The organism is Gelidibacter pelagius, assembly GCF_017581925.1.
In the GTDB taxonomy this organism is placed as follows: Bacteria; Bacteroidota; Bacteroidia; order Flavobacteriales; family Flavobacteriaceae; genus Gelidibacter; species Gelidibacter pelagius.
In genome coordinates, this window is sequence record NZ_JAGEVG010000014.1 from 40,590 (window position 1) to 66,208 (window position 25,619).

The 25,619-nt window shown below is 37.6% G+C and carries 27 protein-coding genes; 13 read left to right on the forward strand and 14 right to left on the reverse strand.

Features of this window, described 5'->3' with window-relative positions:
- The first annotated feature begins 86 nt into the window (after nucleotides 1-86).
- The 3 genes from J4051_RS12500 (at nucleotide 87) to aat (ending at nucleotide 2,200) form a co-directional block, all read left to right on the forward strand.
- Nucleotides 87-956, forward strand: coding sequence for a flavin reductase family protein (locus J4051_RS12500; protein ID WP_208234216.1), 870 nt, complete (start codon nucleotides 87-89; stop codon nucleotides 954-956).
- 99 nt (nucleotides 957-1,055) lie between these two features.
- Nucleotides 1,056-1,430 carry a DUF3127 domain-containing protein gene (locus tag J4051_RS12505; protein WP_208234217.1) on the forward strand — a complete coding sequence of 125 codons (375 nt, stop codon included), beginning with the start codon at nucleotides 1,056-1,058 and terminating at the stop codon, nucleotides 1,428-1,430.
- A 134-nt stretch (nucleotides 1,431-1,564) separates the two neighbouring features.
- Nucleotides 1,565-2,200, forward strand: coding sequence for a leucyl/phenylalanyl-tRNA--protein transferase (gene aat / locus J4051_RS12510; RefSeq protein WP_208234218.1), 636 nt, complete (start codon nucleotides 1,565-1,567; stop codon nucleotides 2,198-2,200).
- A 335-nt stretch (nucleotides 2,201-2,535) separates the two neighbouring features.
- On the opposite strand, the gene J4051_RS12515 is transcribed toward aat, so the two are convergent.
- Nucleotides 2,536-3,102, reverse strand: coding sequence for a DNA-3-methyladenine glycosylase I (locus J4051_RS12515; RefSeq protein WP_208234219.1), 567 nt, complete (start codon nucleotides 3,100-3,102; stop codon nucleotides 2,536-2,538).
- An 87-nt stretch (nucleotides 3,103-3,189) separates the two neighbouring features.
- Here J4051_RS12515 and J4051_RS12520 point away from each other — a divergent pair, with 87 nt between their 5' ends.
- On the forward strand, nucleotides 3,190-3,813 hold the full coding sequence (locus tag J4051_RS12520) for a thioredoxin family protein (RefSeq protein ID WP_208234220.1): 624 nt from the start codon (nucleotides 3,190-3,192) through the stop codon (nucleotides 3,811-3,813).
- Between the two features lie 101 nt (nucleotides 3,814-3,914).
- On the opposite strand, the gene J4051_RS12525 is transcribed toward J4051_RS12520, so the two are convergent.
- The 7 genes from J4051_RS12525 to J4051_RS12555 all read right to left on the reverse strand — a co-directional run bounded on the left by J4051_RS12525 (nucleotide 3,915) and on the right by J4051_RS12555 (nucleotide 8,920).
- On the reverse strand, nucleotides 3,915-4,700 hold the full coding sequence (locus J4051_RS12525) for an energy transducer TonB family protein (protein WP_208234221.1): 786 nt from the start codon (nucleotides 4,698-4,700) through the stop codon (nucleotides 3,915-3,917).
- Nucleotides 4,701-4,769: 69 nt separating this feature from the next.
- On the reverse strand, nucleotides 4,770-5,312 hold the full coding sequence (locus J4051_RS12530; protein ID WP_208234222.1) for a hypothetical protein: 543 nt from the start codon (nucleotides 5,310-5,312) through the stop codon (nucleotides 4,770-4,772).
- A 34-nt stretch (nucleotides 5,313-5,346) separates the two neighbouring features.
- A complete protein-coding gene (gene truB / locus J4051_RS12535) occupies nucleotides 5,347-6,042 on the reverse strand; it encodes a tRNA pseudouridine(55) synthase TruB (RefSeq protein WP_208234223.1) in 696 nt (231 codons plus the stop codon).
- A complete protein-coding gene (locus tag J4051_RS12540; RefSeq protein WP_208234224.1) occupies nucleotides 6,043-6,855 on the reverse strand; it encodes an undecaprenyl-diphosphate phosphatase in 813 nt (270 codons plus the stop codon).
- A gap of 86 nt (nucleotides 6,856-6,941) precedes the next feature.
- Nucleotides 6,942-7,211, reverse strand: a complete 270-nt coding sequence (locus J4051_RS12545) for a DUF3098 domain-containing protein (RefSeq protein ID WP_208234305.1) — start codon at nucleotides 7,209-7,211, stop codon at nucleotides 6,942-6,944.
- Between the two features lie 110 nt (nucleotides 7,212-7,321).
- Nucleotides 7,322-7,837 (reverse strand): hypothetical protein, encoded by a 516-nt coding sequence (locus tag J4051_RS12550; protein WP_208234225.1) that lies wholly within the window; start codon nucleotides 7,835-7,837, stop codon nucleotides 7,322-7,324.
- 204 nt (nucleotides 7,838-8,041) lie between these two features.
- Nucleotides 8,042-8,920: a cell division protein FtsX gene (locus tag J4051_RS12555; protein ID WP_208234226.1), complete on the reverse strand. Its 879-nt coding sequence runs from the start codon at nucleotides 8,918-8,920 to the stop codon at nucleotides 8,042-8,044.
- Between the two features lie 137 nt (nucleotides 8,921-9,057).
- Here J4051_RS12555 and J4051_RS12560 point away from each other — a divergent pair, with 137 nt between their 5' ends.
- Nucleotides 9,058-12,117, forward strand: coding sequence for a leucine--tRNA ligase (locus tag J4051_RS12560; RefSeq protein ID WP_208234227.1), 3,060 nt, complete (start codon nucleotides 9,058-9,060; stop codon nucleotides 12,115-12,117).
- 171 nt (nucleotides 12,118-12,288) lie between these two features.
- Entirely contained in the window at nucleotides 12,289-12,996 is a 708-nt protein-coding gene (locus J4051_RS12565; protein ID WP_236027421.1) for a zinc metallopeptidase, read from the forward strand.
- 89 nt (nucleotides 12,997-13,085) lie between these two features.
- Here the strand turns inward: J4051_RS12565 and J4051_RS12570 are convergent, their stop codons facing one another.
- Nucleotides 13,086-13,601, reverse strand: a complete 516-nt coding sequence (locus J4051_RS12570) for a hypothetical protein (RefSeq protein ID WP_208234228.1) — start codon at nucleotides 13,599-13,601, stop codon at nucleotides 13,086-13,088.
- A gap of 349 nt (nucleotides 13,602-13,950) precedes the next feature.
- On the opposite strand from J4051_RS12570, the gene J4051_RS12575 reads away from it, so the two are divergent.
- A complete protein-coding gene (locus J4051_RS12575; RefSeq protein ID WP_208234229.1) occupies nucleotides 13,951-14,673 on the forward strand; it encodes a Bax inhibitor-1/YccA family protein in 723 nt (240 codons plus the stop codon).
- 68 nt (nucleotides 14,674-14,741) lie between these two features.
- On the opposite strand, the gene J4051_RS12580 is transcribed toward J4051_RS12575, so the two are convergent.
- Entirely contained in the window at nucleotides 14,742-15,212 is a 471-nt protein-coding gene (locus J4051_RS12580) for an Lrp/AsnC ligand binding domain-containing protein (protein ID WP_208234230.1), read from the reverse strand.
- A gap of 163 nt (nucleotides 15,213-15,375) precedes the next feature.
- Nucleotides 15,376-16,740: a saccharopine dehydrogenase family protein gene (locus J4051_RS12585; protein ID WP_208234231.1), complete on the reverse strand. Its 1,365-nt coding sequence runs from the start codon at nucleotides 16,738-16,740 to the stop codon at nucleotides 15,376-15,378.
- A gap of 86 nt (nucleotides 16,741-16,826) precedes the next feature.
- Here J4051_RS12585 and J4051_RS12590 point away from each other — a divergent pair, with 86 nt between their 5' ends.
- Together J4051_RS12590 and pckA are read left to right on the forward strand one after the other, a co-directional pair.
- The gene (locus tag J4051_RS12590; RefSeq protein ID WP_208234232.1) at nucleotides 16,827-17,222 is read left to right on the forward strand and encodes a DUF423 domain-containing protein; all 396 of its coding nucleotides are present in this window, start codon (nucleotides 16,827-16,829) and stop codon (nucleotides 17,220-17,222) included.
- A gap of 60 nt (nucleotides 17,223-17,282) precedes the next feature.
- A complete protein-coding gene (gene pckA / locus J4051_RS12595; RefSeq protein WP_208234307.1) occupies nucleotides 17,283-18,899 on the forward strand; it encodes a phosphoenolpyruvate carboxykinase (ATP) in 1,617 nt (538 codons plus the stop codon).
- Nucleotides 18,900-18,974: 75 nt separating this feature from the next.
- On the opposite strand, the gene J4051_RS12600 is transcribed toward pckA, so the two are convergent.
- The gene (locus J4051_RS12600) at nucleotides 18,975-19,724 is read right to left on the reverse strand and encodes a uroporphyrinogen-III synthase (RefSeq protein WP_208234233.1); all 750 of its coding nucleotides are present in this window, start codon (nucleotides 19,722-19,724) and stop codon (nucleotides 18,975-18,977) included.
- Nucleotides 19,725-19,739: 15 nt separating this feature from the next.
- Nucleotides 19,740-20,393, reverse strand: a complete 654-nt coding sequence (locus J4051_RS12605) for a DUF4271 domain-containing protein (protein ID WP_208234234.1) — start codon at nucleotides 20,391-20,393, stop codon at nucleotides 19,740-19,742.
- An 87-nt stretch (nucleotides 20,394-20,480) separates the two neighbouring features.
- Between J4051_RS12605 and J4051_RS12610 the strand changes: the two genes are divergently transcribed.
- The 3 genes from J4051_RS12610 (at nucleotide 20,481) to J4051_RS12620 (ending at nucleotide 23,068) form a co-directional block, all read left to right on the forward strand.
- Nucleotides 20,481-21,203, forward strand: a complete 723-nt coding sequence (locus J4051_RS12610) for a polyprenol monophosphomannose synthase (protein ID WP_208234235.1) — start codon at nucleotides 20,481-20,483, stop codon at nucleotides 21,201-21,203.
- Between the two features lie 90 nt (nucleotides 21,204-21,293).
- Nucleotides 21,294-22,640: a dihydroorotase gene (locus tag J4051_RS12615; RefSeq protein ID WP_208234236.1), complete on the forward strand. Its 1,347-nt coding sequence runs from the start codon at nucleotides 21,294-21,296 to the stop codon at nucleotides 22,638-22,640.
- On the forward strand, nucleotides 22,637-23,068 hold the full coding sequence (locus J4051_RS12620; protein WP_208234237.1) for a DUF4296 domain-containing protein: 432 nt from the start codon (nucleotides 22,637-22,639) through the stop codon (nucleotides 23,066-23,068). Before J4051_RS12615 ends, J4051_RS12620 begins: the two co-directional genes overlap by 4 nt.
- Here the strand turns inward: J4051_RS12620 and J4051_RS12625 are convergent.
- On the reverse strand, nucleotides 23,065-24,090 hold the full coding sequence (locus J4051_RS12625; protein ID WP_208234238.1) for an NAD-dependent epimerase/dehydratase family protein: 1,026 nt from the start codon (nucleotides 24,088-24,090) through the stop codon (nucleotides 23,065-23,067). The two genes, J4051_RS12620 and J4051_RS12625, sit on opposite strands and share 4 nt — an antisense overlap.
- 92 nt (nucleotides 24,091-24,182) lie before the next feature.
- Here J4051_RS12625 and tyrS point away from each other — a divergent pair, with 92 nt between their 5' ends.
- On the forward strand, nucleotides 24,183-25,493 hold the full coding sequence (gene tyrS / locus J4051_RS12630) for a tyrosine--tRNA ligase (protein WP_208234239.1): 1,311 nt from the start codon (nucleotides 24,183-24,185) through the stop codon (nucleotides 25,491-25,493).
- Nucleotides 25,494-25,619: the final 126 nt, after the last annotated feature.

The following is a 25,619-nucleotide window of genomic DNA, read 5'->3' on the forward strand; positions in this document are numbered from 1 at the left end:
TGTTGATATTATTGTTTGATTCTTGTTCTAATTCATTTTTATAGGTTTAACAATATGGTTACATTTGCAACTAACAATTTTTTTAAATGGTAAGTTTTGATTCTAAAGACCTGTCTACAGGCAAATTACATGGTTATTTGTTAAGTGCTGTGGCACCGCGACCAATTGCTTTTGCGAGTACTGTGGATGTTGATGGGAATCCTAACTTATCGCCTTTTAGTTTCTTTAATGTGTTTAGTGCGAATCCGCCAATACTCGTTTTTTCGCCTGCAAGACGCGTAAGGAATAATACCGTGAAACATACCTTAGAGAATGTGGAAGCCACGATGGAAGTTGTGATAAATGTTGTCAATTATGATCTGGTACACCAAGCGTCATTGAGCAGTACGGAATACGAAAAAGGAATCAATGAATTTGATAAAGCCGGTTTGACCATGCTTAAATCAGATATTGTAAAACCCTTTAGGGTGGCAGAATCGCCAATACAATTAGAATGTAAGGTCAAGGAAATTATAAAATTGGGCACAGAAGGCGGAGCGGGTAATTTGGTCATTTGTGAGGTGGTAAAACTTCATATTTCAAAGGAAGTTTTGGATGACAACGAAATGATCGATCAAGAAAAGTTGGATTTGGTAGCTAGAGCAGGTGGCGATCATTATAGCCGTGCTAAGAGCGGTTTTTTTAAAGTACCAAAACCTTTGCGCACGATGGGTATTGGTATTGACGCAATGCCAGAAGCAATTAAAAACAGTATGATTTTTACAGGAAATGACTTAGGAATGTTGGGCAATATCGAGGCGTTCCCAACAGATGAAGCGATTGCGGATTTTGTAAAGAGTGTTGGTGAACATCACGCCGATATCAAAGAAATGACACATCGCGAAAAGCACAAAATGGCAAGGAATTATCTGAGCTATGGCGATGTTGACAGTGCCTGGAAATTGTTGCTTTCTTAATTTTTGAGTTTAAGATTAAAAACTTGAAATTCACGGCAATAACGAATATCAATAAAGAATAGAGAATAATAATAAATAGGAATAATAAAAATTAGTCAAATGGAAGTACAAGGAAAAATCAAAATGGTAGGAGAAACTCAAACTGTCGGAAGTGGTGGGTTTAGGAAAAGAGAAGTGGTAGTGACTACAGAAGATCAATACCCTCAGCATATTATGGTTGAGTTCGTACAGGACAAGACCGATTTGTTAAATAATTATCAAGTTGGTCAAAATGTGAAAATCAGTATCAATTTGAGAGGAAGAGAATGGGTGAATCCACAAGGCGAAACTAAATACTTCAACTCTATCCAAGGATGGCGTATTGAGAATTTACAAGAAGCATCTTCTGGAGGTATGCCTCCTGCTGCTCCTGCTGAAGCGTTTCAACCAGCAAACGATTTAAAAGAGGATGATCACGATGATCTCCCGTTTTAAGTAAACAGAATTTTCGGCTTTGGAACATGGAGCTTGTCGAAATGTTCAGAAGTGAGAATCTTATAAAAGAGCCTCAATGTATCTAGCATTGAGGTTTTTTTGTGATATTTAACAATGATAAAAAGACCTATTTCATGATTCTTTTAACAGATAAAATCGAATTTCCTGACCCAACTCAAGCCGACCCCGATGGCCTGTTGGCTGTTGGTGGCGATCTGTCTGTGAAGCGATTGCTTTTAGCCTATAAAAGCGGTGTTTTTCCATGGTTCAACGACGATAATACCTTCATCTTGTGGTGGTCACCAAATCCGCGATTTGTTCTGTTTCCTGAACGTTTGAAAGTCTCTAAAAGCATGACTCAGGTACTTCGAAATAAAGGTTTTACGGTCACCATTAATCAGGATTTTGAATCAGTGATTTTGGAGTGTTCAAAAGCCAAACGTCAAGGACAGGCTGGTACTTGGATCACATATGAGATGATCAAAGCCTATACAAAACTTCACTATTTGGGTTATGCAACCTCTGTTGAAGTATGGCAGAATGAGATGTTGGTAGGTGGTTTGTATGGTGTTGATCTGGGCAATGGCGTGTTTTGCGGTGAGAGTATGTTCGCTAAAGTCAGTAACGCGAGTAAAGTGGCTTTCATCACTTTTATTCAGAACACAAACTATAAACTTATCGATTGTCAGGTGTACACCAATCATTTGGCAAGTTTGGGTGCTGAAGAGATAGAACGAAGTGAGTTTTTGGAATATTTGAAAGAGGATTAGATTTTAAAGTTTCTGGTTTCGAGTTCCAAGTTCTAATTTTCTAATTTTAGATACCAAATACCACATTCCAGAATTGCGTTAATTGTAAATCGCTATTTATCTTATTCCGACCTTTGTAAAAGTTCGTGCTTCTTTGTGCACCTTTGTAGAACAGCTGTTTTTAGTCTTCAGTTCTCAGTTTCAATCCTCAGTTATCGCTCCGGAGTGTCAGTCTTAACTCGTCATCTAACTTATTGAGACCTTTGTGGAACAGCTGTTTTATTTTCCTAAATTGTTAAACCGTCTGTACAAAAAACGGTTAATCCAAAATCTTCAATCAAAAAGCACCCTCGGCATTATTGAATCTCCTCGTATCTAAAACAATCCACCTCATGATCATTAACCATGCCCACCGCTTGCATATAGGCATACATGACTGTAGAACCCACAAACTTAAAGCCGCGCTTTTTTAAATCTTTGCTCAAAGCATCACTTTGGGCTGTAGTTGGAGGTGCTTCTTTATAGTTCTTGACGTTGTTTTTGATCGGTTTACCATCTACAAACCCCCAAATATATTTGGAAAAGGAACCGAATTCCTCCTGAACTTTCATGAAGAGTTGCGCATTGGTAACCGTTGCATGAGCTTTTAGTTTGTTTCTGACAATACCAGGATCTTGAAGCAGACTGTCAATTTTATTTTGTTTGTACTTTGCTATTGTCTTATAGTCAAATCCATCAAAAGCAGTTCTGAAATTCTCGCGCTTGCGCAAGATGGTAATCCAGCTCAATCCTGCCTGAAAGGTTTCTAAAACTAAAAACTCAAAAAGCGTGTCGTCATCTTTTACCGGAACACCCCATTCTCTATCGTGATACTGTTCATAAAGTGCATCACCTTTACACCAACCACATCTTTGTTTTTCCATTTTTTGCTAATTTGATCTGAACTACTAATGTAACTAGGGTTACCCAATAATACATAAAATAGGATTAAATTTGTGAAAAATATATTTATGGATACAATCACACACAACGAAATAAAAAAAATAATTAAGGAAAGCTTGAACAAAAGTATGTCCTATAAAGAATACAGACTGTTAATGGCTGAATTGGTTAAAAACCAATCCACAACGGGAATGGACAAAAGCGTCGATATGGTTGCTTATACCGTTTTGAATGAGCAGCGCATGAAACGTTGGGACAAGACGGTTAAGGTTTCAGAAGAAGCCCAAGAAAAAATCACGTCATTCAAAGGGAATATCACCTGGTTGGTGCTTACCGAAAGTTGGTGTGGTGATGCGGCACACGTAATTCCTGTTATCAATAAAGCAGCAGAATTGAACGCTAACATCGATTTGAAATTGGTGTTGCGTGATGAGAACGATGCACTTATGCAGCAATTCTTAACCAATGGTGGTAAATCAATTCCTAAGTTGATTATGATAGATAATACCTCTGGAGAAGTTCTTGGCACCTTTGGTCCAAGACCGGCTGGAGCTACGAAATTGGTTGAAGATTACTTAGCGGAGCACGGGGTTGTTACGGAAGGTTTGAAGGAAAACATGCAGGTGTGGTATAATAAAGATAAAGGTCAAAATACGATAGCTGACTTGTTGAATCTTATCGGACTTTCCTAAAGGATTCAACACATAAATTCTGGGATGGCGCATTTAAACGAGTTAGCCTTCACTTAAAAAAAATCAGACGTATTTTATTATATTAAAGGGAGGGGCTACTATTAGTTCTTCCCTTTAAAATGATAAGTGATAGAGCCAATTTGCTTGGCCTTGGAAGCATCAGGGCTAAAGCGTGCCTCATTGGCATATTGCAACGCACTTTCAATCAAACAGACGTTTTTTGAAGTGGAAGAGGTGTTGACATAAGCATTAGTGACTTCTCCCAAATTATTCACTGTAATGTTTATCACTATTTTACCGCTTTCTTCGCAGAGATATACCGGAGGAGGCAAATGTTTGTCCTTTCTGTTGACCAAGCTATAAGAAACGCTACTATTAGTGTTCAATGCAGAATTATTAGCTAAGTTATTGGTAGAGTTATTGCCGTTTGAGATTGAGGATTGACGTTTTTCAGCTGAACGCATCGCGATGACGTTGTTGATTTTACTATAGGAAGACAATTCGTTCTCATTAAGAGAATAATCTTCAGCTGTAGGTTGGTTTTCTACATCCGTGACTTCTTCTGGAGTTTCAGTGTTTTCGGTCTCTGTTTTTTTTGCGTTTTCGTTAAGATCGTCAGAATTAACCGTCTTGAAATTCTTCATAATCTCCTTAAACTCATTTTCAGAGTTGTAGGCTTTATTGGTTTCTGAAATGTTGGGATCACTCAATGCCAATTCCTCAAGTATTTTCTGTTCCTCTGGTGTTAGAGGTGGCGGCAATTCATAATAGCTTTCCGCCATTACTTCAGTTTGCTGCTTGATACCAATGGCAAACATAGCAAGCACCAATGTGCCACTGATTAAAGTGGTAATTATTAAGGCTTTATGTTTATCTATAAATTCCAAAAATCTGTTTTTTCAATGATTTCCAATGGCGTTATGCATCAATATATACGTCAAAGTAAGTAAAATAGTTTAAAATACCATAAATTCAAGAAAAACAGACACACTTGAAAGTTTCTCTTGCTGCTTGTATCCGAAGCGTTTTCTATTAAAATCGAGCCCTATCAACCATGAGTTTTTAAAATTCCCATCAAAGGTTCTGTACCCAATCCCCACTTTATACATGGTGCCCTTTTCAAAATTTTTTCCAGCCTTAAGGAGTCTTCCATAACCGCCTCGTATAAAAAGAACATCGTCGAAGTCAAGGATATTGTAATTGAACCCCAAAAAAACGGGTAAGAAATTCAAGTTTTTTCGGCTGTGATGATCGTATTCACCATTAAGATCAATACTGGCGCGGTTATCGAATTGATAGCCTATGGAATTGTTTATAAACACAGCGTTAAACGCAAGAAAACTCTCGTCGTCGTCATTAAAGAGCGTATATTCTTCATTGGTGGTCAAGGTGGTGGCTACTGAAATCTTATAATACAGGCCATTGGTTTTGATATCTTCTTGTGCAAATAGTGTTAACAGAGAACAGCACAAAACACAACTCAGCACAATTGATTTCATAAAGCAGTATTAGGAACTATTACTTTATCAAAAACTATTCCGAAGGAAGTGCTTTTATAAAGTCTTCGATGCTTACCGCATTGTCAACATCGAAATCGCCAATTTTAGTCCGTCTTAAAGCCGATAAATGCGCGCCAGAATTAAGGGCTTTCCCAAAATCGTTGGCTAAGGATCGGATGTAGGTGCCTTTACTGCAAATCACCCTGAAATCGACTTCTAACTTGTCGATCCGTGTGATTTCAAATTCTGAAATATGGACTTTTCTTGAAGGAATGTCTACTGCTTCTCCGGCTCTTGCAAATTCGTACAGTCGCTTACCGTCTTTTTTAAGAGCTGAAAATACTGGAGGGAATTGAGCAATTTCACCAATAAATTGCTGTGTGGCATCTCGAATTAATTCCTCGGTAATATGTTCAGTAGGATAGGTGTGGTCAATTTCAGTTTCTAAATCGTAAGATGGTGTTGAGCTTCCTAAAACGAAGGTGCCCGTATATTCTTTGATTTGTGCTTGAAAACTATCAATATTTTTGGTCATTTTTCCGGTGCAGATGACGAGTAAACCTGTAGCCAAAGGATCTAAAGTTCCGGCATGACCTACTTTAATCTTTTTGATCTTGAAGGCGCGACGTATTTCCCAACGCAATTTGTTCACCACCTGAAAGGAGGTCCAATGCAAAGGTTTGTCAATTAAAAGAACTTGACCAGATAGATAATCGTCGCCTGAAAGCATTTAGATTGTTGTTAATGGATAAATGAAATAATGGATGATTAAAAGTGCAATTCCTATTAAGATTCTGTAATAACCGAAAATCTTGAAGCCACGTTTACTCAAGTAATCAATAAATGATTTAATAGCAATAAATGCCACAATAAAAGCAATGACATTACCAATAATAAGATAATTGACTTGATCACTGCTCAATTCAAATCCTGCTTTAAAATAGTCATAAGATTTTTTGGCCGTTGCACCGAACATTGTAGGAACAGCAAGGAAAAATGAGAATTCGGCCGCCGTTTTACGATTTAACTTTTGGGTCATCCCACCAACAATGGAAGCACCACTTCGTGAGGTTCCAGGTATCATTGCCAAACATTGAAAAAAACCAATTTTTAAGGCCGTTGCATAGCTGACTTTAGTATGTGCTTCCGGGTTTGCTTCGTCATAGACTTCATTCGATTTAAACCATTCGTCAACTTTCAATAAAATAAAACCACCTATAATTAGTGAAATAGCTACGGTGACAGGACTTTCTAAAAGATCATCAATAATATCACTTAAAAGTAAACCTAAAACAACCGCAGGAAGAAGAGCTACCAATAGTTTGAAGTAAAAGTCTAAACTTTGAAAAAAGCGTTTCCAATACAATACGACAACAGCTAAAATGGCACCTAATTGGATTGCGATCGTGAATAATTTTGTAAAATCATCAGATGCAATTTTCATAAATGAAGAAGCGATGATCATGTGGCCTGTTGAAGAAACTGGTAAATACTCTGTAATGCCTTCAATAATGGCTAAAATAATGGCGTCAATTAAATTCATAAGGTAATTAATTATCAAGATTCAAATTCCAAGAATGACAGAATGAGTGAAAGTGGAATTTGCCAGCCCGATGTCAGGCAGGGAACTTAAGATTTGGAGTTTTTACTTTTATCTGGATTTAACAAAATGGCATAAACCTGAACACCAAAACCAATCAGCACTAATGTAGGTGCCAAGCGTATGCGTCTCCAATTAAAGATTTCAGGATTGAAAACATTTGGGTCATCACTACCGCCACCCGACATTAAAATGAATCCCAGTGCGATAATGCCCAAGCCAATGAGCATAAATTTGTAGTTTTTTTTGCCGAAAATAAAATTGTTGTTGGCGCTTTCTTTGCGTTTTTTCTCTCCCATGACGATTACAATAATATTAGGCTGCAAATTAACGGATTTATTTAAACCTTTTCGTTAATAGTATCTAAATACTTGGGATTAAGCGATGATTTGAATGGTTTTGGGAAAAGTTAGTTCGATTGGTTGGGTTCGCTCTGCTTATAATTTCGTCCAGTCTTAAATCCGCAGAAAGTCAGTAAAATCAGAAGTAAGATCTGGATCCCATAAATCACATTTTTTAGAACTCCTAAATAACTCTCATCGGGCTCAATTTCATGTTCAATAGCTCCAGCACTTAAAGGTGGATATATGGTCCATCCAGCACTTTGTTGAATCAATACAGCAATAACTGAGTTTGTGGCTGTAAAAAACAAAATCAGAAGGATGATTGAAATCATCAAAATGATATTTGCAGTCAAGTTTTTAAAATTCCTGCGCAGTGTTCTTATAAGATAAATCCCAAAAAATAGGAAAACGGAAAGAAGTAAAACAAAATGGATATTTGCAATTACAAAATAAGTATCATGGATATTTAAATCGACAGTTGTATCTGCACTAAACGCATCACTTCCAAAAAAGGCAAAGTTCAAAATTAATACCAGAACAATTGTTCCGATAAACCAATATATCTCTTTTTTTCTGTGCATGTTACAAAGGCCTATAATTAATGACTTAAAAGGGAATGACTCTGTATTTTACCGCAATGTTCACAATACGTTGTTGTTTTCACTTTTAAATCTTACGTTCCTTGCGGGTAAATTTTTGTGCTGACTGTATGCATAAGCGTAAATGAGTTCAACGTCAATATTCTAAAAATGAAGCGCTCTTGACTCTTATGTCAAAATCATCTATTAGTAATATAGCGCATCCGTTTTCAAGTTCAGGAAACGTTGCGTAGCAATAAAAGTACTGATCCATGTAATTAGAATCCCCAATAGGAAAATCGCAAGAAATAAACCACCAATCAATATGGGATTGGATAGGAGTTGTAGTTCCACAAAAGTTTCATTGAGATAATATAGGACTACACCCATTCCAATCAAAGCGATAATGGCCCCAATCACTCCCAATTGCACACTTTTATAAACAAAAGGCCTGCGGATAAAAGTTTTGGTCGCGCCCACCATCTGCATGGTTTTAATAATAAATCGTTTGGAGTACACTGCCAATCGGATAGAACTGTTGATTAATAAAACTGCAATCAACGTAAAAATAGCGCTGATGATCAAGACCCAAAAGGTGATCTTTTTGACGTTATCATTCATCAATTCCACCAAATCATTATCATAGCGGATTTCTTCAATAAACTTTTTCGTAGCCAATTCTTCGGTGATGGAAGCCAGAGTTTCTGTGGTAACGAAATCGGCTTTCAAATGCACATCAATGGAGTTTTGCAGCGGATTATAACCTACAAAATCCATAAAATCCTCTCCTGTTTCTGCTTTCATCGATTCGGCAGCCGCTTCTTTGGAAACATATTCCGTGCTTTTGGTGTATTCTGCCATGGCCAGACTTTTTTCAAGCTGCTTGACTTCAACTTCTTTTGCAGAATCGTTTAAATAAATGGTCACTACAACCTGCTCCTTAAAGTGGTCGGCAACTTTTTTGGCATTTAAAACCAAAAGCCCCAAACAGCCCAATAGGAAAAGGACTAAAGCAATACTGATAACCACAGAAAAGTAAGACGAAATTAACTTTCGTTTTTGATATCTGTCAAAAGATGAACTCATAGAATTTTGATTGAAGCTGTAAAAATATGAAACAAATCTAATCTGTTAAGGTTTACAACGTTTAAACTTTCAACATTGTTATAATAAGTTTAAATTTGCGGGCTGAATAATGTGAGAGAACAACGATACTACGATTTATGACTTATAATTTTAACGAGATAGAGGCCAAATGGCAAAAATATTGGAAAGACCATAAAACTTTTCAGGCAAAAAATCCAGATACCAAAAACTCCCCTCCTTCGGAGGGGTTGGGGGAGGCTTATTATGTTTTGGACATGTTTCCCTACCCAAGTGGTGCGGGACTCCATGTGGGACATCCGTTGGGATATATTGCCAGCGATATTTATGCGCGTTATAAACGCCATAAAGGTTTCAACGTATTGCATCCTCAAGGTTATGATAGTTTTGGACTGCCTGCGGAACAGTATGCGATTCAAACTGGACAACATCCAGCAGTTACTACCGAAGAAAACATCAAAACCTATCGCCGACAGTTGGATCAAATTGGCTTTTCATTCGATTGGAGTAGGGAAGTGCGAACTTCTGATCCGTCATATTATAAATGGACGCAATGGATTTTCATCCAATTGTTCGAATCTTGGTATTGTAGACATGCTGACAAAGCATTTCCGATTTCAGAATTAGTTGAGGTATTTTCTAAAGAAGGAAACCAAGCAGTAGAAGCTGTATGCGATGATAATGTTGAAGCATTCTCTTCTTCAGAATGGAATGCTTTCTCCCCAGAAAAACAACAAGAGATCCTTTTAAAATACAGGCTGACCTATTTGGCAGAAACTGAAGTGAATTGGTGTCCTGCTTTAGGAACCGTATTGGCCAATGACGAAATTGTCAACGGCGTTTCAGAACGTGGTGGACATTCTGTAGTTAGAAAAAAAATGACCCAATGGAGCATGCGGATTTCAGCCTATGCCGAACGCTTGCTTCAAGGTTTAAATGATATTGATTGGACAGAATCACTAAAAGAAAGCCAGCGCAATTGGATTGGGAAATCCATTGGGGCCCAAGTGGAGTTTAATATTCAGAATTCAGAGTTCAAGATTCCTGTGTTTACGACCAGACCTGATACTATCTTTGGTGTGAGTTTTATGACACTGGCTCCGGAACATGAACTTGTAGAGAAAATTGTAACGGATGATCAGAAATCGGAAATTGAGGCTTATATAAAAACGACTGCCAAACGAAGCGAACGCGACCGTATGTCTGATGTCAAAACCATCACGGGGGCGTTTACAGGCGCCTATGCCGAACATCCATTTTCAAAAGAGCCCATTCCCATTTGGATTGGCGATTATGTATTGGCGGGCTACGGAACAGGGGCAGTGATGTCTGTACCTTGTGGCGACCAACGAGATTACGATTTTGCGAAGCACTTCAATATTCCCATTCCTAATATTTTTGAGGGAATTGATGTCTCGGAAGAAGCGTATGCGTCAAAAGATAATGTGGTCATTGCCAATTCTGATTTTTTAAACGGATTACCTTATAAAGAAGCCACTAAAAAAGTCATTTCAGAACTTGAAAAATTAGGTCAAGGCGAAGGGAAAATAAATTACCGATTACGTGATGCGGTGTTCTCCCGTCAGCGCTATTGGGGTGAACCTTTCCCAGTGTATTACGTGAACGGCATGCCACAAATGATTGACAAAAAATATTTGCCGATCCGTTTGCCGGAAGTAGAAAAATATTTACCCACCGAAACGGGTGAGCCGCCTTTAGGACGCGCCGATGTTTGGGCGTGGGACACGCTAAAGGGTGAGGTGGTGAAAAATGAAGATATTGACCATGTGAATGTTTTTCCACTTGAATTGAACACCATGCCGGGTTGGGCGGGAAGTTCTTGGTACTTCTTTAGATATATGGATGCCCAGAATGATGAGGTTTTTGCCAGTGAAGAAGCTTTAGAGTATTGGAAAGACGTCGATTTGTACATTGGTGGCAGTGAACACGCCACAGGCCATTTGCTTTACTCTCGTTTTTGGGTGAAATTTATGAAAGATAGAGGTTTTGTCAACATTGAAGAGCCTTTTAAAAAGCTGATCAATCAAGGGATGATTTTGGGGACGAGTGCTTTTGTGTATAGAGTAACACCTTTCTCAAAATCGACTCAAGAAGTTTTAGATTTTCCTTTCGGATTATATTTAAGTGAAGGTGTTAAAAATGATATCGAATCACATGTAATTGAAGTTGGCTCAATGAATAGAAAATTGGAAGATAACAGTTTCTATCAAACAGTTATAATGAAAATTCAAGATTTGAAAAGTTCAGGTTTTGACAGTCAAGATTTGTCATTTGGGCTTGTTCCAATTCATGTTAAAGTTCAATATGTAAACGCTTCAGATGAATTAGACATTCAGGGTTTGAAAAATGACAATGAATTTGGTGAAGATTTTAAAGACGGTATTTTTATAGGAGAGAGTGGCAAAGTCCTCTCATTTGGAGAGGATTTAGGAGAGGCCTTTAAAGTTGGCCGCGAAGTAGAGAAAATGTCAAAATCAAAGTTGAATGTCGTTAATCCAGATGCCATTTGTGAGCAATATGGTGCTGACAGTCTTCGTATGTACGAAATGTTCCTCGGCCCATTGGAACAAGCAAAACCATGGAACACCGCGGGAATTTCAGGTGTCAATGGTTTTTTAAAAAAACTGTGGAAATTGTATCATCAAGGAGAGAACGGCAGTTTTTACGTCAACAGTTCCCCTCCTTCGGAGGGGTTAGGGGAGGCTCTAAAAACCCTTCATAAAACCATTAAGAAGGTAGAAGAGGATATCGAAAGCTTCTCATTTAATACTTCTGTTTCTACATTTATGATTGCTGTCAACGAATTGACGGCTCAAAAATGTACCAGTAAAGAAATTTTGGAGCCTCTGTTGATTCTATTATCGCCTTATGCGCCACATATTTCTGAAGAATTATGGAATCAGTTAGGACATAACGAATCCATATCTACTGCAGCATTTCCAGAATTTGATGCGAAGCATTTGGTAGAAAGCAGTAAGAAGTATCCAATTTCCTTCAATGGGAAAGTAAAATTCACATTGGAACTGCCAACGGACATGTCTAAGGATGACATCGAAAAAGCAGTGATGGCACATGAGAAAACCATAGCACAATTGGAAGGACGTACGCCTAAAAAAGTGATTGTAGTTCCTGGGAAGATTGTGAATATTGTTGGATAAGCAGGTTTTACTGTTTTTGAAAGGAGAATACGCCGATAGGTAATATGAGAAATTAGTAGCCTTTTGAACGTAAAGTTACGAAGGAGTTAGAGAAAGAACTGACAAAATTTCCTGTTGTTAAGTTGGCTTACTTTTTGTTATATTTAATTAGAATTTAAAAAAAGAATAAACATGGGAGGAATAGGTATGGGCTATTGGATTTTAATTGGTGGAATCGCGCTAGTAAGTTGGCTAGTAAGCAACCAATTAAAACAAAAGTTTAAAAAATACTCGCAAGTCCATTTAAGAAATGGGATGAGCGGGAAAGAAATTGCTGAGAAAATGTTGGCCGATAATGGCATTACTGATGTGGAAGTTATTTCCGTAAAAGGGCAATTGACAGACCATTACAATCCGGCAAATAAAACTGTTAACTTGAGTGAATCGGTGTATGCACAACGTAACGCAGCTGCCGCAGCGGTTGCGGCCCACGAATGTGGTCATGCCGTGCAACATGCGCAAGCTTATAGTGCCTTGAAAATGCGTTCGGCATTGGTACCCGTGGTGAGTGTGACGTCTGGAATGTCACAATGGTTAGTGATTGGTGGTCTGATTCTTGGTGCCGCTGCAGGTGCCGGATTTGGCTATTATATTGCTATCGCTGGGTTGGTGTTCATGGGTTTTGCAACACTATTCAGCTTTATTACCTTACCAGTGGAATATGATGCAAGTAATAGAGCCTTGGCTTGGTTAAAAGGAAAAAATATGCTGACTCCAGAAGAATACAAAGGATCGGAAGATGCGCTGAAATGGGCTGCAAGAACCTATTTGGTTGCTGCCATTGGCGCTTTGGCTTCGTTGTTATACTGGGCAATGCAAGTCTTTGGCGGAAGAGATTAAGCTTAAGACCATTCTAAAAATATCAAAACCGAATTTTACCATAATCAGGTGAAATTCGGTTTTTTGTTATTAACGCATTATTGATAGGTTTATTTCACAAATTCAAGATCACTAAATGAACCCTTCATCGTTACGGAAATAGTGCCGTCGATTGTAGATGCTACAATATCGAACTCCCCAGAAATCAAACTTTTTTGTGAATTTGATGTGTGTTCTCTGTTGTTAGTGATTTTCAAGTTGCCACTTTGTGAAAAATACTGCGCTGATGGTTGGTTGTCTTTAATCTCCACATAAGTTCTAAACTTATCCGAATCAACATCTCCCATCTGTTTCACAGTACCTTTGTTGAAACCTCCGGTATTGTTTAAGAACAAAGTAATCTGTTTGCCGCTTTTATCGGCCATAGTAATTCTTAGGGTGTTGCCATTGGAACCCTTTACCGCTTCATAAGCTCCAAGTTTGAAACTGTAATTGGAAAATGTGCCACCATTGATTGTGGCTTGAAATTGAGGACCTTCAGAAGGATCATTAATAGCATCATCACTGCTGCAGGACATAAATGACAATGAGAAGAATAGAATGTAAATAAGGCGTAGGTTTTTCATAATGTAGGTTTTTAGTTCAGCAAAAACGTCGCCTCTTTACAGTAAGGGCAATGTTTTCTATAGGTTGATTTGGGTGTATTCTGAAGCTTCAGTGCTTGAGAATCAGGGCTAAAATAGTGAATTTTCATAAAACTTTAATAATTGATGTTTTTTTTGGCTTGGATATATAATAGTCTTTGAACGTGGAATTCACGTTCAACATACCAATTCAAAGTTTTTAGAAGAATTTATTCAAACATAATGAAAGCGAATGTTCCAGTTTTTGGAAAAATGGCTTATAAATTATCAAGCCGTTGTTTGGTATATTATTTTCCTTATTTTTAACCTCTAAACTTAACCCATCTATTTTATGGAACAACCTACTGATAGCCCTTTTAATAGTTTTGATGCTAAACTATTGGCCCACACCTCTGATGCGGAGCGTGTTGATTTTTATAAAAAAACCTATGGCCACGTTGCCGGCGGTGTTTTGGTCTTTATCGTTTTTGAATACTTATTGCTGCAAAGTGAAACCGTTGTCAATTTTGCCTTGTCAATGACTGAAGGTTACAAATGGCTGATCATGTTGGGCGGCTTTATGTTTATAACCAGTTATGCGGAAAGGATGACCATGAAGTCTCCGGATAAGAATAAACAGTATTTCGCTTTTGGGCTTTATATTTTGGCCCAAGCTTTTATTTTTGTGCCATTAATTTATATAGCGGCATATTATATGGATTCCGGTCCTGAGATTTTGAATCAAGCTGCTATTGTGACTTTGGCTTTGTTTACGGGATTATCTGCCGTAGTATTTTTAACCAAAAAGGATTTCTCATTCCTTAGGACAGGTTTGACCGTTGGGTTTTTTATTGCCATTGGACTGATTGTAGCCGGGATTTTATTCGGATTTAACTTGGGCCTATGGTTTTCCGTAGGCATGTGCCTTTTGGCGGGTGGCTCTATTTTGTACCAGACGTCCAACTTAGTGAACAAATATTCAACTGAGGATTATATTCCGGCAGCATTAGGATTATTCGCATCCTTAATGCTATTGTTCTGGTATGTGCTTCAGATCTTTATGTCTCGCGATTAACATCAGCAAATGATATAAAAAAACTCCTGATAATTTCAGGAGTTTTTTTGTTTGGAAATATGTTGTTCTTAAATCTGAATCTGTCTATCAATCTGTTGATTTAGGGAGATGAAGGTCTCCGTTCGAGACACCCCGGCGATGGATTGAATTTCCTTATTCAGCAAGTGCATCAAATGTTCATTGTCCTTACATAGGATTTTTATGAGGATACTCCAATTTCCCGTAGTGTAATGGCACTCCAATACTTCAGGGATTTTTTGGAGCTGCTTAACCGCTTCAGGGTTGCTCATGGCCTTGTCCAAATAAATACCAACAAAAGCCATCGTACTATAGCCCAGAACTTTCGGGTTAATGATAAATTTTGAACCAGATATTAAACCTGATTTCTCTAATTTTCTTAACCGTTGATGGATTGCAGCTCCCGAAATACCTACATTTCTGGCAATTTCCAGAATGGGCGTTCTGGCATCTGCCATTAATGCGCGAAGTATCTTTTTATCGATACCATCAATTTGAATATTTTGATTGACTATTTTCATGTTTACTTCCCGCGAAAGCGGGAATCTCTTAGACTTTATATTGATACTCAAAATCAGATTACCAACTTTCAACATCAAGCTTTTGTACTTACTTGTTGTGCGGTATACCGTTTTATTCTGATCCTTTAGAAGTTTTTATATTTTTGGAATTTTGAAATTGACCTTATACGTTCAATGGATTATATCCCAAATAAGGTACTTCTTTTTCAGTAAAGATAATGTCAAAATCTTCCAATTCTTTTAAAATCGGGCCATAGACTTCTTTAGTTATTGGGATTTGGACCCCAGGGGTTGTTATTTTTTCATTTAAAATGGCTAATGTCGCAATAGCTACCGGAAGTCCAACTGTTTTTGCCATTGCCGTATAGGTTTGATCTTCGCCAAGGGTCACCATGGTGGACTCAATTTGGTGCATTTTGTCATTCAGTTTATAACCAAATTTATGGTACATGACGATCATATCTTTCTCATGCTCTTCAAGCATCCAGCTGTCCATCAATATTTTTTGAAGTATTTCGGCAGGTGTCGCTTTTTTGAGTCCAACCATTTTATTGCTATTGAAAAGATCCAATTCCTCGAGCTTTTCCCAAACTATATCGTCCTGATCAATTTTGAGTGACAATCTAAATTTAAGTTCTACAGAATCGGTATGGCTGTAAGGTAAAAAAGCATTTACAAAATCGCGGTAGCTCATGTTTTCGCTGTCATCAATAGTATAACTGTCATCTGTCATTCCTAATTGAACGAAGATATTCCACGCTCTACTAAAGCCAACCCTGCGCATGGTACCTCGATATAATGTTTTAATTTGGTCCAAGCCATAAGCACTCTGGTATTTTAGCGAATCTCTGTTGGCATAAGCCTCAAAGCGTCCATAGCCATCTACTTCCAAAAATTCTGTTCTTCTGAATAATCGGTGATACGGGATGTACTTATAATTGCCTTCCTGAATGAATTTTGCAGCACTTCCTTGTCCGGCAACCACCACATTTCGCGGGTTCCACGTGAATTTGTAATTCCACAAATTGTTATCACTTTCCGGAGCTACCAAGCCGCCAGCAAAAGATTCAAACAATATCATCTTGCCTCCTTTTGCCCTAATGCTGTCAATAACTTTCATGGCGCTCATGTGGTCAATACCTGGATCCACACCTATCTCATTCATAAAGACCAATCCCTTGTTTTTTGCTGCAGTATCGAGGTCTTCCATCTCTTTGCTCACATAAGAAGCAGTAACCATGTTTTTCCCAAGAGTGATACAGTCTCTGGCCACTTCAATATGATATCGGGCAGGAAGCATGGACACAACTATATCAGCATTTTCTATGGCCTCTTTACGGGAGTGATGATTGAAAACATCCAAGGTAATAGCATGTCCATGCTCATGATTATTGATGAGCTTTTGGGCATTTCGAATGTCAATATCACCAACAATAATGTGTAGATCTTCTTCTATTGATTTGTCCAATAAATATTTAATTAGATAAGATGATGATTTTCCTGAACCTATGACTAGAATCTTTCGCATAATGGGAATTGTTGAGTAATTTTGTTTTTTGTAAGGACGAATTTACTAAATAACTCTCGGTTATTGAAGCCAAAAATATAAATATAATGAATAGAACTATATTGATTACAGCAGCAGTCTTAGGAATCATTGCCATCGCGTTAGGCGCTTTTGCTGCACATGGTTTAAAAGAGGTGCTCTCCATTGAAGCACAGCAAACCTTTGAAACAGGAGTACGGTATCAAATGTATCATGCCATCATGCTGTTGTTTGTTGGAGGGACGACGTTTTTAAGCGTTAAATCAAAGAAAACGATTTATTATTTAGTTCTTATAGGAGTCGTATTTTTTTCAGGTTCCATATACGGTCTGTCAACAATGGACTTAACGGGACTTAACTTTAAAAGCATCGGCTTTATAACCCCAATAGGCGGAATGCTACTCATTCTTTCTTGGACATTGATGCTGCTCAATTTTTTAAAACTAAAGCGGGATAATTCCTAAAAATAGGTGCCTACTTTAAAATAATGTTTAATTTTGTACAACAAACAACACAATATTATTATGGCCAACAACACCCAAGCTACGAAATCGATTTCGTTAGATGAGTACGGTATTAAAAATGCCGAAGTACATTACCAACTCTCTCCAGAAAAGCTTCATGATATTGCAATTGCCAAAGGGCAAGGCGTAGAAGCATCTTCTGGTGCCCTTGCAGTTAACACTGGAGAATTCACAGGGCGATCACCATTGGACAGGTTCATTGTTAAAGATGATGTCACCAAAGATCGCGTCTGGTGGGGAAACGTCAATATTCCGTTCGACTCCAACGATTTTCAAAAATTATATGATAAAGTAACCAATTATCTTTCAGGGAAAGAGGTTTTTGTAAGAGACAGTTATGCATGTGCTGATGAAAATTATAAATTAAATATTAGGGTCATTACCGAGTATCCTTGGAGCAATCAATTTGCCAACAATATGTTTTTACGACCAACAGAAGAGGAATTAAAGAACTTTTCTCCTGAATGGACCATAGTTAACGCACCTGGTTTTATGGCAGATCCAAAAGTCGATGGGACCCGCCAGCATAATTTTGCTATTTTAGATTTCACCAGAAAAATCGCACTCATTGGAGGAACAGGATATACAGGTGAAATTAAAAAAGGAATATTTTCTGCATTAAACTTTATTTTGCCCGTATATAAAAACACCTTGCCAATGCATTGCAGTGCCAATATAGGTAAAGATGATGATACTGCTATTTTCTTCGGATTGTCAGGAACAGGAAAAACAACCTTATCTGCAGATCCAGAAAGACGATTGATTGGAGATGACGAACATGGTTGGACCAAAGAAAATACAGTATTCAATTTTGAGGGAGGCTGTTATGCGAAGGTGATCAATCTTTGTGAAGAAAATGAACCCGATATTTTTAAAGCGATTAAGAAAGGTGCCATTTTAGAAAATGTGATCTTGGATGCTAATGGGGATGTTGATTTTGATGATGTGTCCATCACACAAAATACGCGTGTGAGTTATCCGATTGATCATATTGACAATATCGCTGTGCCTTCCATTGGTAAAAATCCTAAAAATATTTTCTTTTTAACCGCAGATGCCTTTGGTGTTTTACCTCCAATTTCAAAACTGACACCGAGTCAAGCAGCATATCATTTTATTTCAGGATATACGGCAAAAGTTGCAGGAACTGAAGCTGGTGTTGTAGAACCTACTCCAAATTTTTCAGCCTGTTTCGGTGCGCCTTTTATGCCATTGCATCCTGCAAAATATGCTGAAATGTTGAGCACTAAAATGAAGGAAACCGGCGTCAATGTGTGGTTGGTGAACACAGGTTGGACAGGTGGCCCGTATGGTGTGGGTACCCGAATGAAACTGAAATATACAAGAGCGATGATCAACGCCGTATTGAATGGCGATTTGGGTCTTTATGATTACGACCATTACCATATTCACTCCGTATTTGGAGTGGCACAACCAAGATCTTGCCCAGGTGTACCTACTGAAGTGCTAAGCCCAAGAACTACTTGGAACAATGATGAAGCCTATTATACAACGGCCTTTAAATTGACCAATGCCTTTAGAGAGAACTTCAAGAAATTTGAAAGTTTTGCGAGTGAGGAAATTAGAAGAGGAGGTCCACAACGTTATGCGTTTTAGATCAAACTTCTTATAAAACAAAATAGGCGATTCAGAATTCTGAATCGCCTATTTTGTTTATAAAAAAATGAGATATTATTTTCCTTTATTAGCTTTTTCAATATATTTTTCCAAAGCCATGGTCATTGACGGTGTTTCAGGAGTAGGTGCTAAAACATCAACTCTCAAACCATGATCCTCAACTGCTTTTGCCGTAGTATTTCCAAATACAGCAATTCGCGTGGTGTTTTGCTTAAAGTCCGGAAAATTATGGAATAGAGACTCAATACCTGAGGGACTGAAAAACACTAAAATATCATAAAAGACATCGGCGAGATCAGAAAGATCGCTAATAACCGTTTTGTAAAAAACAGCTTCCTTCCACTGAATATTTAAACTATTTAGGAGTTCCGGTACTTCGTCCTTTAATTTATCGGTAGTTGGCAATAAGAAGGTTTCATCCTTGTATTTCTTGATCAAAGGTGAAAGGTCTTCAAAGTTGCGTTTTCCAACATAAATCCTTCGTTTTCTATACACGACATATTTTTGAAGATAGAAAGCTACGGCTTCACTTTGACAAAAATATTTTAAAGTGTCAGGCACTTTAAAGCGCATCTCATCAGCCACTCTAAAAAAGTGATCTACAGAGTTTCTACTGGTTAGAATAATAGCAGAATATTGATTTAAATCAACCTTTTGCTGTCTTACATCTTTCGCAGCAACACCTTCAACATGGATAAATGGTCGGAAGTCAATCTTGACTTTTTGTTTTTCCTGGAGATCAAAATAAGGCGAATTTTCGATTTTAGGTTCGGGCTGTGACACTAAAATTGTTTTCACTTTCATAGGCTTGCGATAGTTTTAAGCTTTATATTCTACAATTATTTTATATAAAATCAGATAAGGCCCAATTTCAAGTGCGCAAAGATACAAAATAAAATAGAATATGTTGCTTAACACAGTCTTTTGATGAATTTTAAACGAGGTCATAAAACCGATAAGGTTTATAAGGACCAATACCAAGATGACTAATAGAATGCTGTTTTTTGATGGGGTTATGGTATATAATAACAGGGCATTAAGAGGTAAAAGCACAAAGCCGCTAAAGTTTTTATAACTTGTCTTTTGGAACAGGTAAGATTCGATCACTTTGTCAATTTCAAAAAGACTTCCTATCAGTCGTTCTATTAAAATCTTTATAATTCCCAATGTAGATATTCCGAGAATGATTTTTAAAAAAACATCAAGCTCAAAAGTATGGTCTGGTTGTAGGGTAAGAAAAGAGAGGTAGCCGAAAATGGAAAGTGAGATGACTAAGTTGAAAAACAAGAGTCCGTCAAAAATGTCAATGAATTTCTGATCTTTAGTATAAATCTTAAGGTATTTGGAATTGCCAAAAACGCCGATAAAATCCATAAAACGATTGGTGAATAATACTTTCGCGAGGCTTATGAAAACCAATCCCAAAACCATGAAAATGGTAAACCATTCGTTAGATATTATTTCTCTCATCATGCTGCTAAATTATAAAGAAAATTTTATCTGTCCATTTCAATAAAATTAATCTTTTAAAAAAACTTACTTTTGCTAAAATTTTTACCAATGAAAGACGCTATTGTCATCATTCCAACCTACAATGAAATTGAGAACATTGAGGCTATTATCATTGCGGTTTTTGCCCAAGATAAAGCTTTTAACGTTCTTGTAGTGGATGACAACTCACCAGATTTGACGGCAGAAAAAGTGAAGTTTCTTCAGGCAGAATTTCCAGACCGTCTGTTTTTGCTCCAACGAAAGAATAAAACTGGATTGGGAACTGCTTATATTGATGGATTTAAATGGTGCTTGAAGAATAAATATGAATATATTTTTGAAATGGACGCTGATTTTTCTCATAATCCTGACGATTTGGTGAAACTTTATCATGCCTGTGCCAAGGATGGTGCTGACGTTGCCATCGGATCTCGATATATAACAGGGGTCAACGTGGTCAATTGGCCAATGAACAGAATATTATTGTCGTATTTTGCATCAAAATATGTGCGATTTATTACAAGAATGAAAATTCAGGACACCACAGCGGGCTTTGTTTGCTATAAAAGGAAAGTGTTGGAAACCATCGATTTAGACGCCATTAAATTTGTCGGTTATGCGTTTCAAATTGAGATGAAATTTAAAGCCCATTTAAAAGGTTTTAACATTGTGGAGGTCCCAGTGATCTTTACAGATCGAGCAAAAGGAAAATCAAAAATGAGCGGAGGCATTATTTCTGAAGCTGTTTTTGGAGTTATAAACATGAAACTTAAAAGCCTGTTTGGCAAGTAATATGAACCGAGCATGCTAAAGGTTTTAAACCCCATTGGAAAGGTTGATTGCGAACAGCATGTGTCCGTTAAAAAACTATAAAATAATCAAATGAAAGAAAAAACCGTACTTATTAAAAATGCCAAAATTGTCAATGAAGGGCGCATTTTTGAAGGTGATATCTTAATAGAAGGAGAATTTATTAAGGAAGTTGCTGATTCTATTAGCGCAAAAACCTCAGATGTGGTGGTGATTGATGTTGAAGGGAGCTACGTTTTTCCTGGAGTGATAGATGATCAGGTGCATTTTAGAGAGCCTGGATTGACCCATAAGGCAACAATCGAATCAGAGTCTAAGGCAGCAATTGCTGGCGGTATTACATCGTTTATCGAAATGCCAAATACCTCGCCACAAACCACGACCATAGAAAAGCTTGAGGAGAAATTTGACATTGCTGCAAACACGTCGTACGCCAATTACTCGTTTATGTTTGGAGGAACCAATACCAATTTGGATGAAATATTGAAGGTGGATTCTAAAAATGTGGCAGGATTGAAGTTGTTTTTGGGATCATCTACTGGAGACATGTTGGTGGATAATACCGAGGTTTTGGAAAACATCTTCAAAAGTACTGATTTATTGATTTCTGTGCATTGTGAAGATGAGGCGACAATTAAGCGAAACCTTGAAGAACATATTCAAAAATACGGAAATGATATTCCTATGGAATGTCATCCGATAATCAGAAGTGAAGAGGCGTGTTTTATATCATCCTCTAAAGCCATCGAATTAGCTAAGAAAACAGGAGCGCGACTGCATGTTTTCCACGTATCAACAGCGAAGGAGACCAAGTTGTTCACAAATAAAATACCGCTAAAGGATAAGAAGATCACCGCTGAAGTGTGTATTCACCATCTGTGGTTTAGTGATGAAGATTATAAGAAAAAAGGAACACTCATCAAATGGAATCCTGCAGTAAAGACAGTCAATGATCGTGAAGAGTTGTGGAAAGCCCTTCTGGATGACCGCATAGATGTGGTTGCAACTGATCACGCGCCGCATACCTTAGAGGAAAAACAAAATATGTATACCGATGCACCTTCTGGAGGACCTTTGGTGCAACATGCCTTGATTGCCATGATTGAAGCTTATCATAAGGATAAAATAAGTTTGGAGAAAATTGCTGAAAAAATGTGCCATAATCCTGCTATTTTGTTTCAAATTGAGAAGCGCGGTTATATCAAACCCGGGTATTATGCTGATTTGGCCATTGTGGACATTAATAGTCCTTGGACGGTAAATAAGGATAATATCCTCTACAAGTGTGGATGGTCGCCTTTTGAAAACGTATCATTCAAGTCGAGAATAACCCATACTTTTGTCAATGGTACTTTGGTTTATAAGAATTTCAAAGTGTTGGACGTTAAAGCGGGGAAACGATTAACTTTTGAAAGATGAAACACCTTTTTTACATCTTAATCCTTATTTCTTTTGTTGGTTGCAACACGATTAATAGGCCTAAGAAACCTAAAGATTTGATTGCTAAGAATAAAATGTCAGACATCATGTATGACCTATATATTCTTAATGCAGCAAAAGGAGTCAATAAAAAAGTGTTGGAACTTAACGGGATTATGCCTTCGGAATATGTGTACAAAAAATATGGTATTGATAGTTTGCAATTTGCTCAAAGCAACACCTATTATGCGTATGATACAAAGGCCTATGCTGCTCTTGTGGAAAAGGTAAAGACAGATTTGCAAAAGGACAAAGACCTTTACGAAAAACTGACCAAGGAAGAGCAAAGGGTAAAAGATTCCATTAAAAAAGCCAATAAGAAAGTAAAAGATACCATAACGAACTTACAAAACGAGTCATTAGATTAAGATTCTTTCTTTAAATCTTCCAAAAACAATTGGCAGTTTTCTTCAATGGAAACCTGCATTGGCTTAAATTCAAAACCCAAAGTGTTTTTTAATTTTGAAGCGTCATATTTTGTGATGCTCCTCGCGCTTTTGGTCATCTGCTTGGACAATCTTCTGCGCTTTCCTGTAAATAAACGACTTAACCAATCCAATCGCCATCCTATCCCAAGTATGAGCGGTGTGGCCTCTTTTGATGCTGGTTTTACACCAAGTGCCGAAGCGGTCTGATCCTGAAATTCCTTAAAGGACAGATTCTCAGAAATGACGATAAAACGTTCGTTTTTAATTGTGCTTTCCATTAATGATACCATCGCTCTAACAACATCATCGACATCGACATAAGCCGTAACACCATGAGTGTAATACGGCATGCCTTTATATATTTTTTTGATCAAGCCGCTACTGCCGCCACTATGCCATAATCCTGGACCGATAATAATTCCAGGATTCAAAATAACAGCATCTACGCCTTCTTGAGTGCCTCTCCAGACTTCAATTTCAGCGCCATATTTAGTAATGGCATACACGCTATTGTCGCCATCCTGATTCCAATACGTATCTTCTGTGATTAATTGCTGTGGATTTTGATGATGGCCAATAGTGGCGATAGAACTGACGTAACATAGTTTTTTTACCTGATGCGATATACATAAATTGACCACATTGGCAGTGCCTTCAATATTGATCTTACGCAATTGATGGTATTTGTCGGGTTCAAAACTTACAAAAGCCGCACAATGGTAAACATAATCTATATCCTTAAAGGCGATCTGAAGTGCTGGCACGTCTGTAATGTCGGCATTTATCCATTCTATTTTCTGGTAAAGTGACTCATAATCGGTGGTGTAGTAGGCAAAGACCTTTTTTACCAATTCCAATTTATGTTCCCTTCGGTAAATTGCTTTAACCTTATCGTTGGTTTTTAGTAGCTTATATAGTAAATGCGAACCTACCAAACCTGTGCCTCCTGTGACTAATATCATATCACTAAAATAAAGAATTATTAGATATTAATCCCTACTTCTGCTTTGATGTTTATCTTTGCAGAAAATTTATAAAATTAATTTCAAAACTCATGACAAATCCTTTTGTAGAAGATTTACGCTGGAGAGGAATGGTACACGATATCATGCCCGGAACTGAAGAACAACTCAGTAAAGAGATGACCAGCGCTTATATTGGCTTTGATCCTACATCAGATTCACTACATATCGGCAGTTTAGTGCCTATTATTCTTTTGGTCCATTTGGAAAAAGCGGGACACAAACCCTATGCTTTGGTTGGTGGTGCCACTGGCATGATCGGCGATCCTTCAGGGAAAAGTGATGAGCGCAATTTATTGGATGAGGCAGCTTTAGCAAAGAATGTGGCCGGCATAAAATCAGTGCTGTCCAGATTTTTGGATTTCAATTCAACAGCTAAGAATGCTCCTGTTTTGGTGAATAACTACGATTGGATGAAAGATTTTTCATTCATTGATTTTGCGAGAGATGTAGGCAAGCGGATTACGGTCAACTATATGATGTCCAAAGATTCGGTCAAGAAGCGTTTTTCAGGTGAAGAAGGCAACGTTGGGATGTCTTTTACTGAATTCACCTACCAATTGATACAAGGTTACGATTTTTATCATTTGCACAAGCACCATAATATTCTTTTGCAAATGGGAGGCAGTGACCAATGGGGGAATATTACCACAGGAACCGAGTTGGTAAGGCGTATGAATGTTGGCCAGGAGGCAAAAGCTTATGCGATGACCTGTCCACTGATTACCAAAGCCGACGGTACTAAATTTGGTAAGAGTGAAGGCGGGAATATTTGGCTGGATGCTGATAAAACTTCGGTCTACAAATTTTACCAATACTGGTTGAATACTAGTGATGAAGATGCCGTTAGATACATTAAAATATTTACGTTTTTAGATCGGGCGACTATTGAGAAATTAATTACAGAACACCAGGAAGCACCCCATTTAAGAATCTTACAAAAGCGATTGGCTGAGGAGGTCACTACTTTTGTACATTCCAAAGAGGATTTTGAAAATGCTGAAAGAGCCTCAAATATATTGTTCAGTGATAGCTTTAAACAGGATATCAGAACCTTGAACGAAGCCATGTTTTTAGAGGTTTTTGAAGGCGTACCCTTAGCAGAAATTTCTAGATCTGAATTTGACGAAGGTGTGGATATGATTGCTGCACTTGCGGCCAAGACGAATTTTTTGAATTCCAATGGAGAAGCGAGACGTGCATTGAAAGAAAACTCTATTTCCGTGAACAAGGAGAAGGTTGCTGAAGATTATATCTTGACAGCAGAGGATCTGATCAATGACAAATACATCATTCTCAATAGAGGGAAGAAGAGTACCTATATTATAAAAGTGAGTTCTTAGTTAGTGATGAATCATAATGATAGCGCCATTGAAACGAGCTATTTCATCTGATTGTGTTCTCTTTTTTATGAGATTTCATTTTTTTAAAAAAGTTAAAAAATTAAATTTATTAGATCCCGTCCGAAA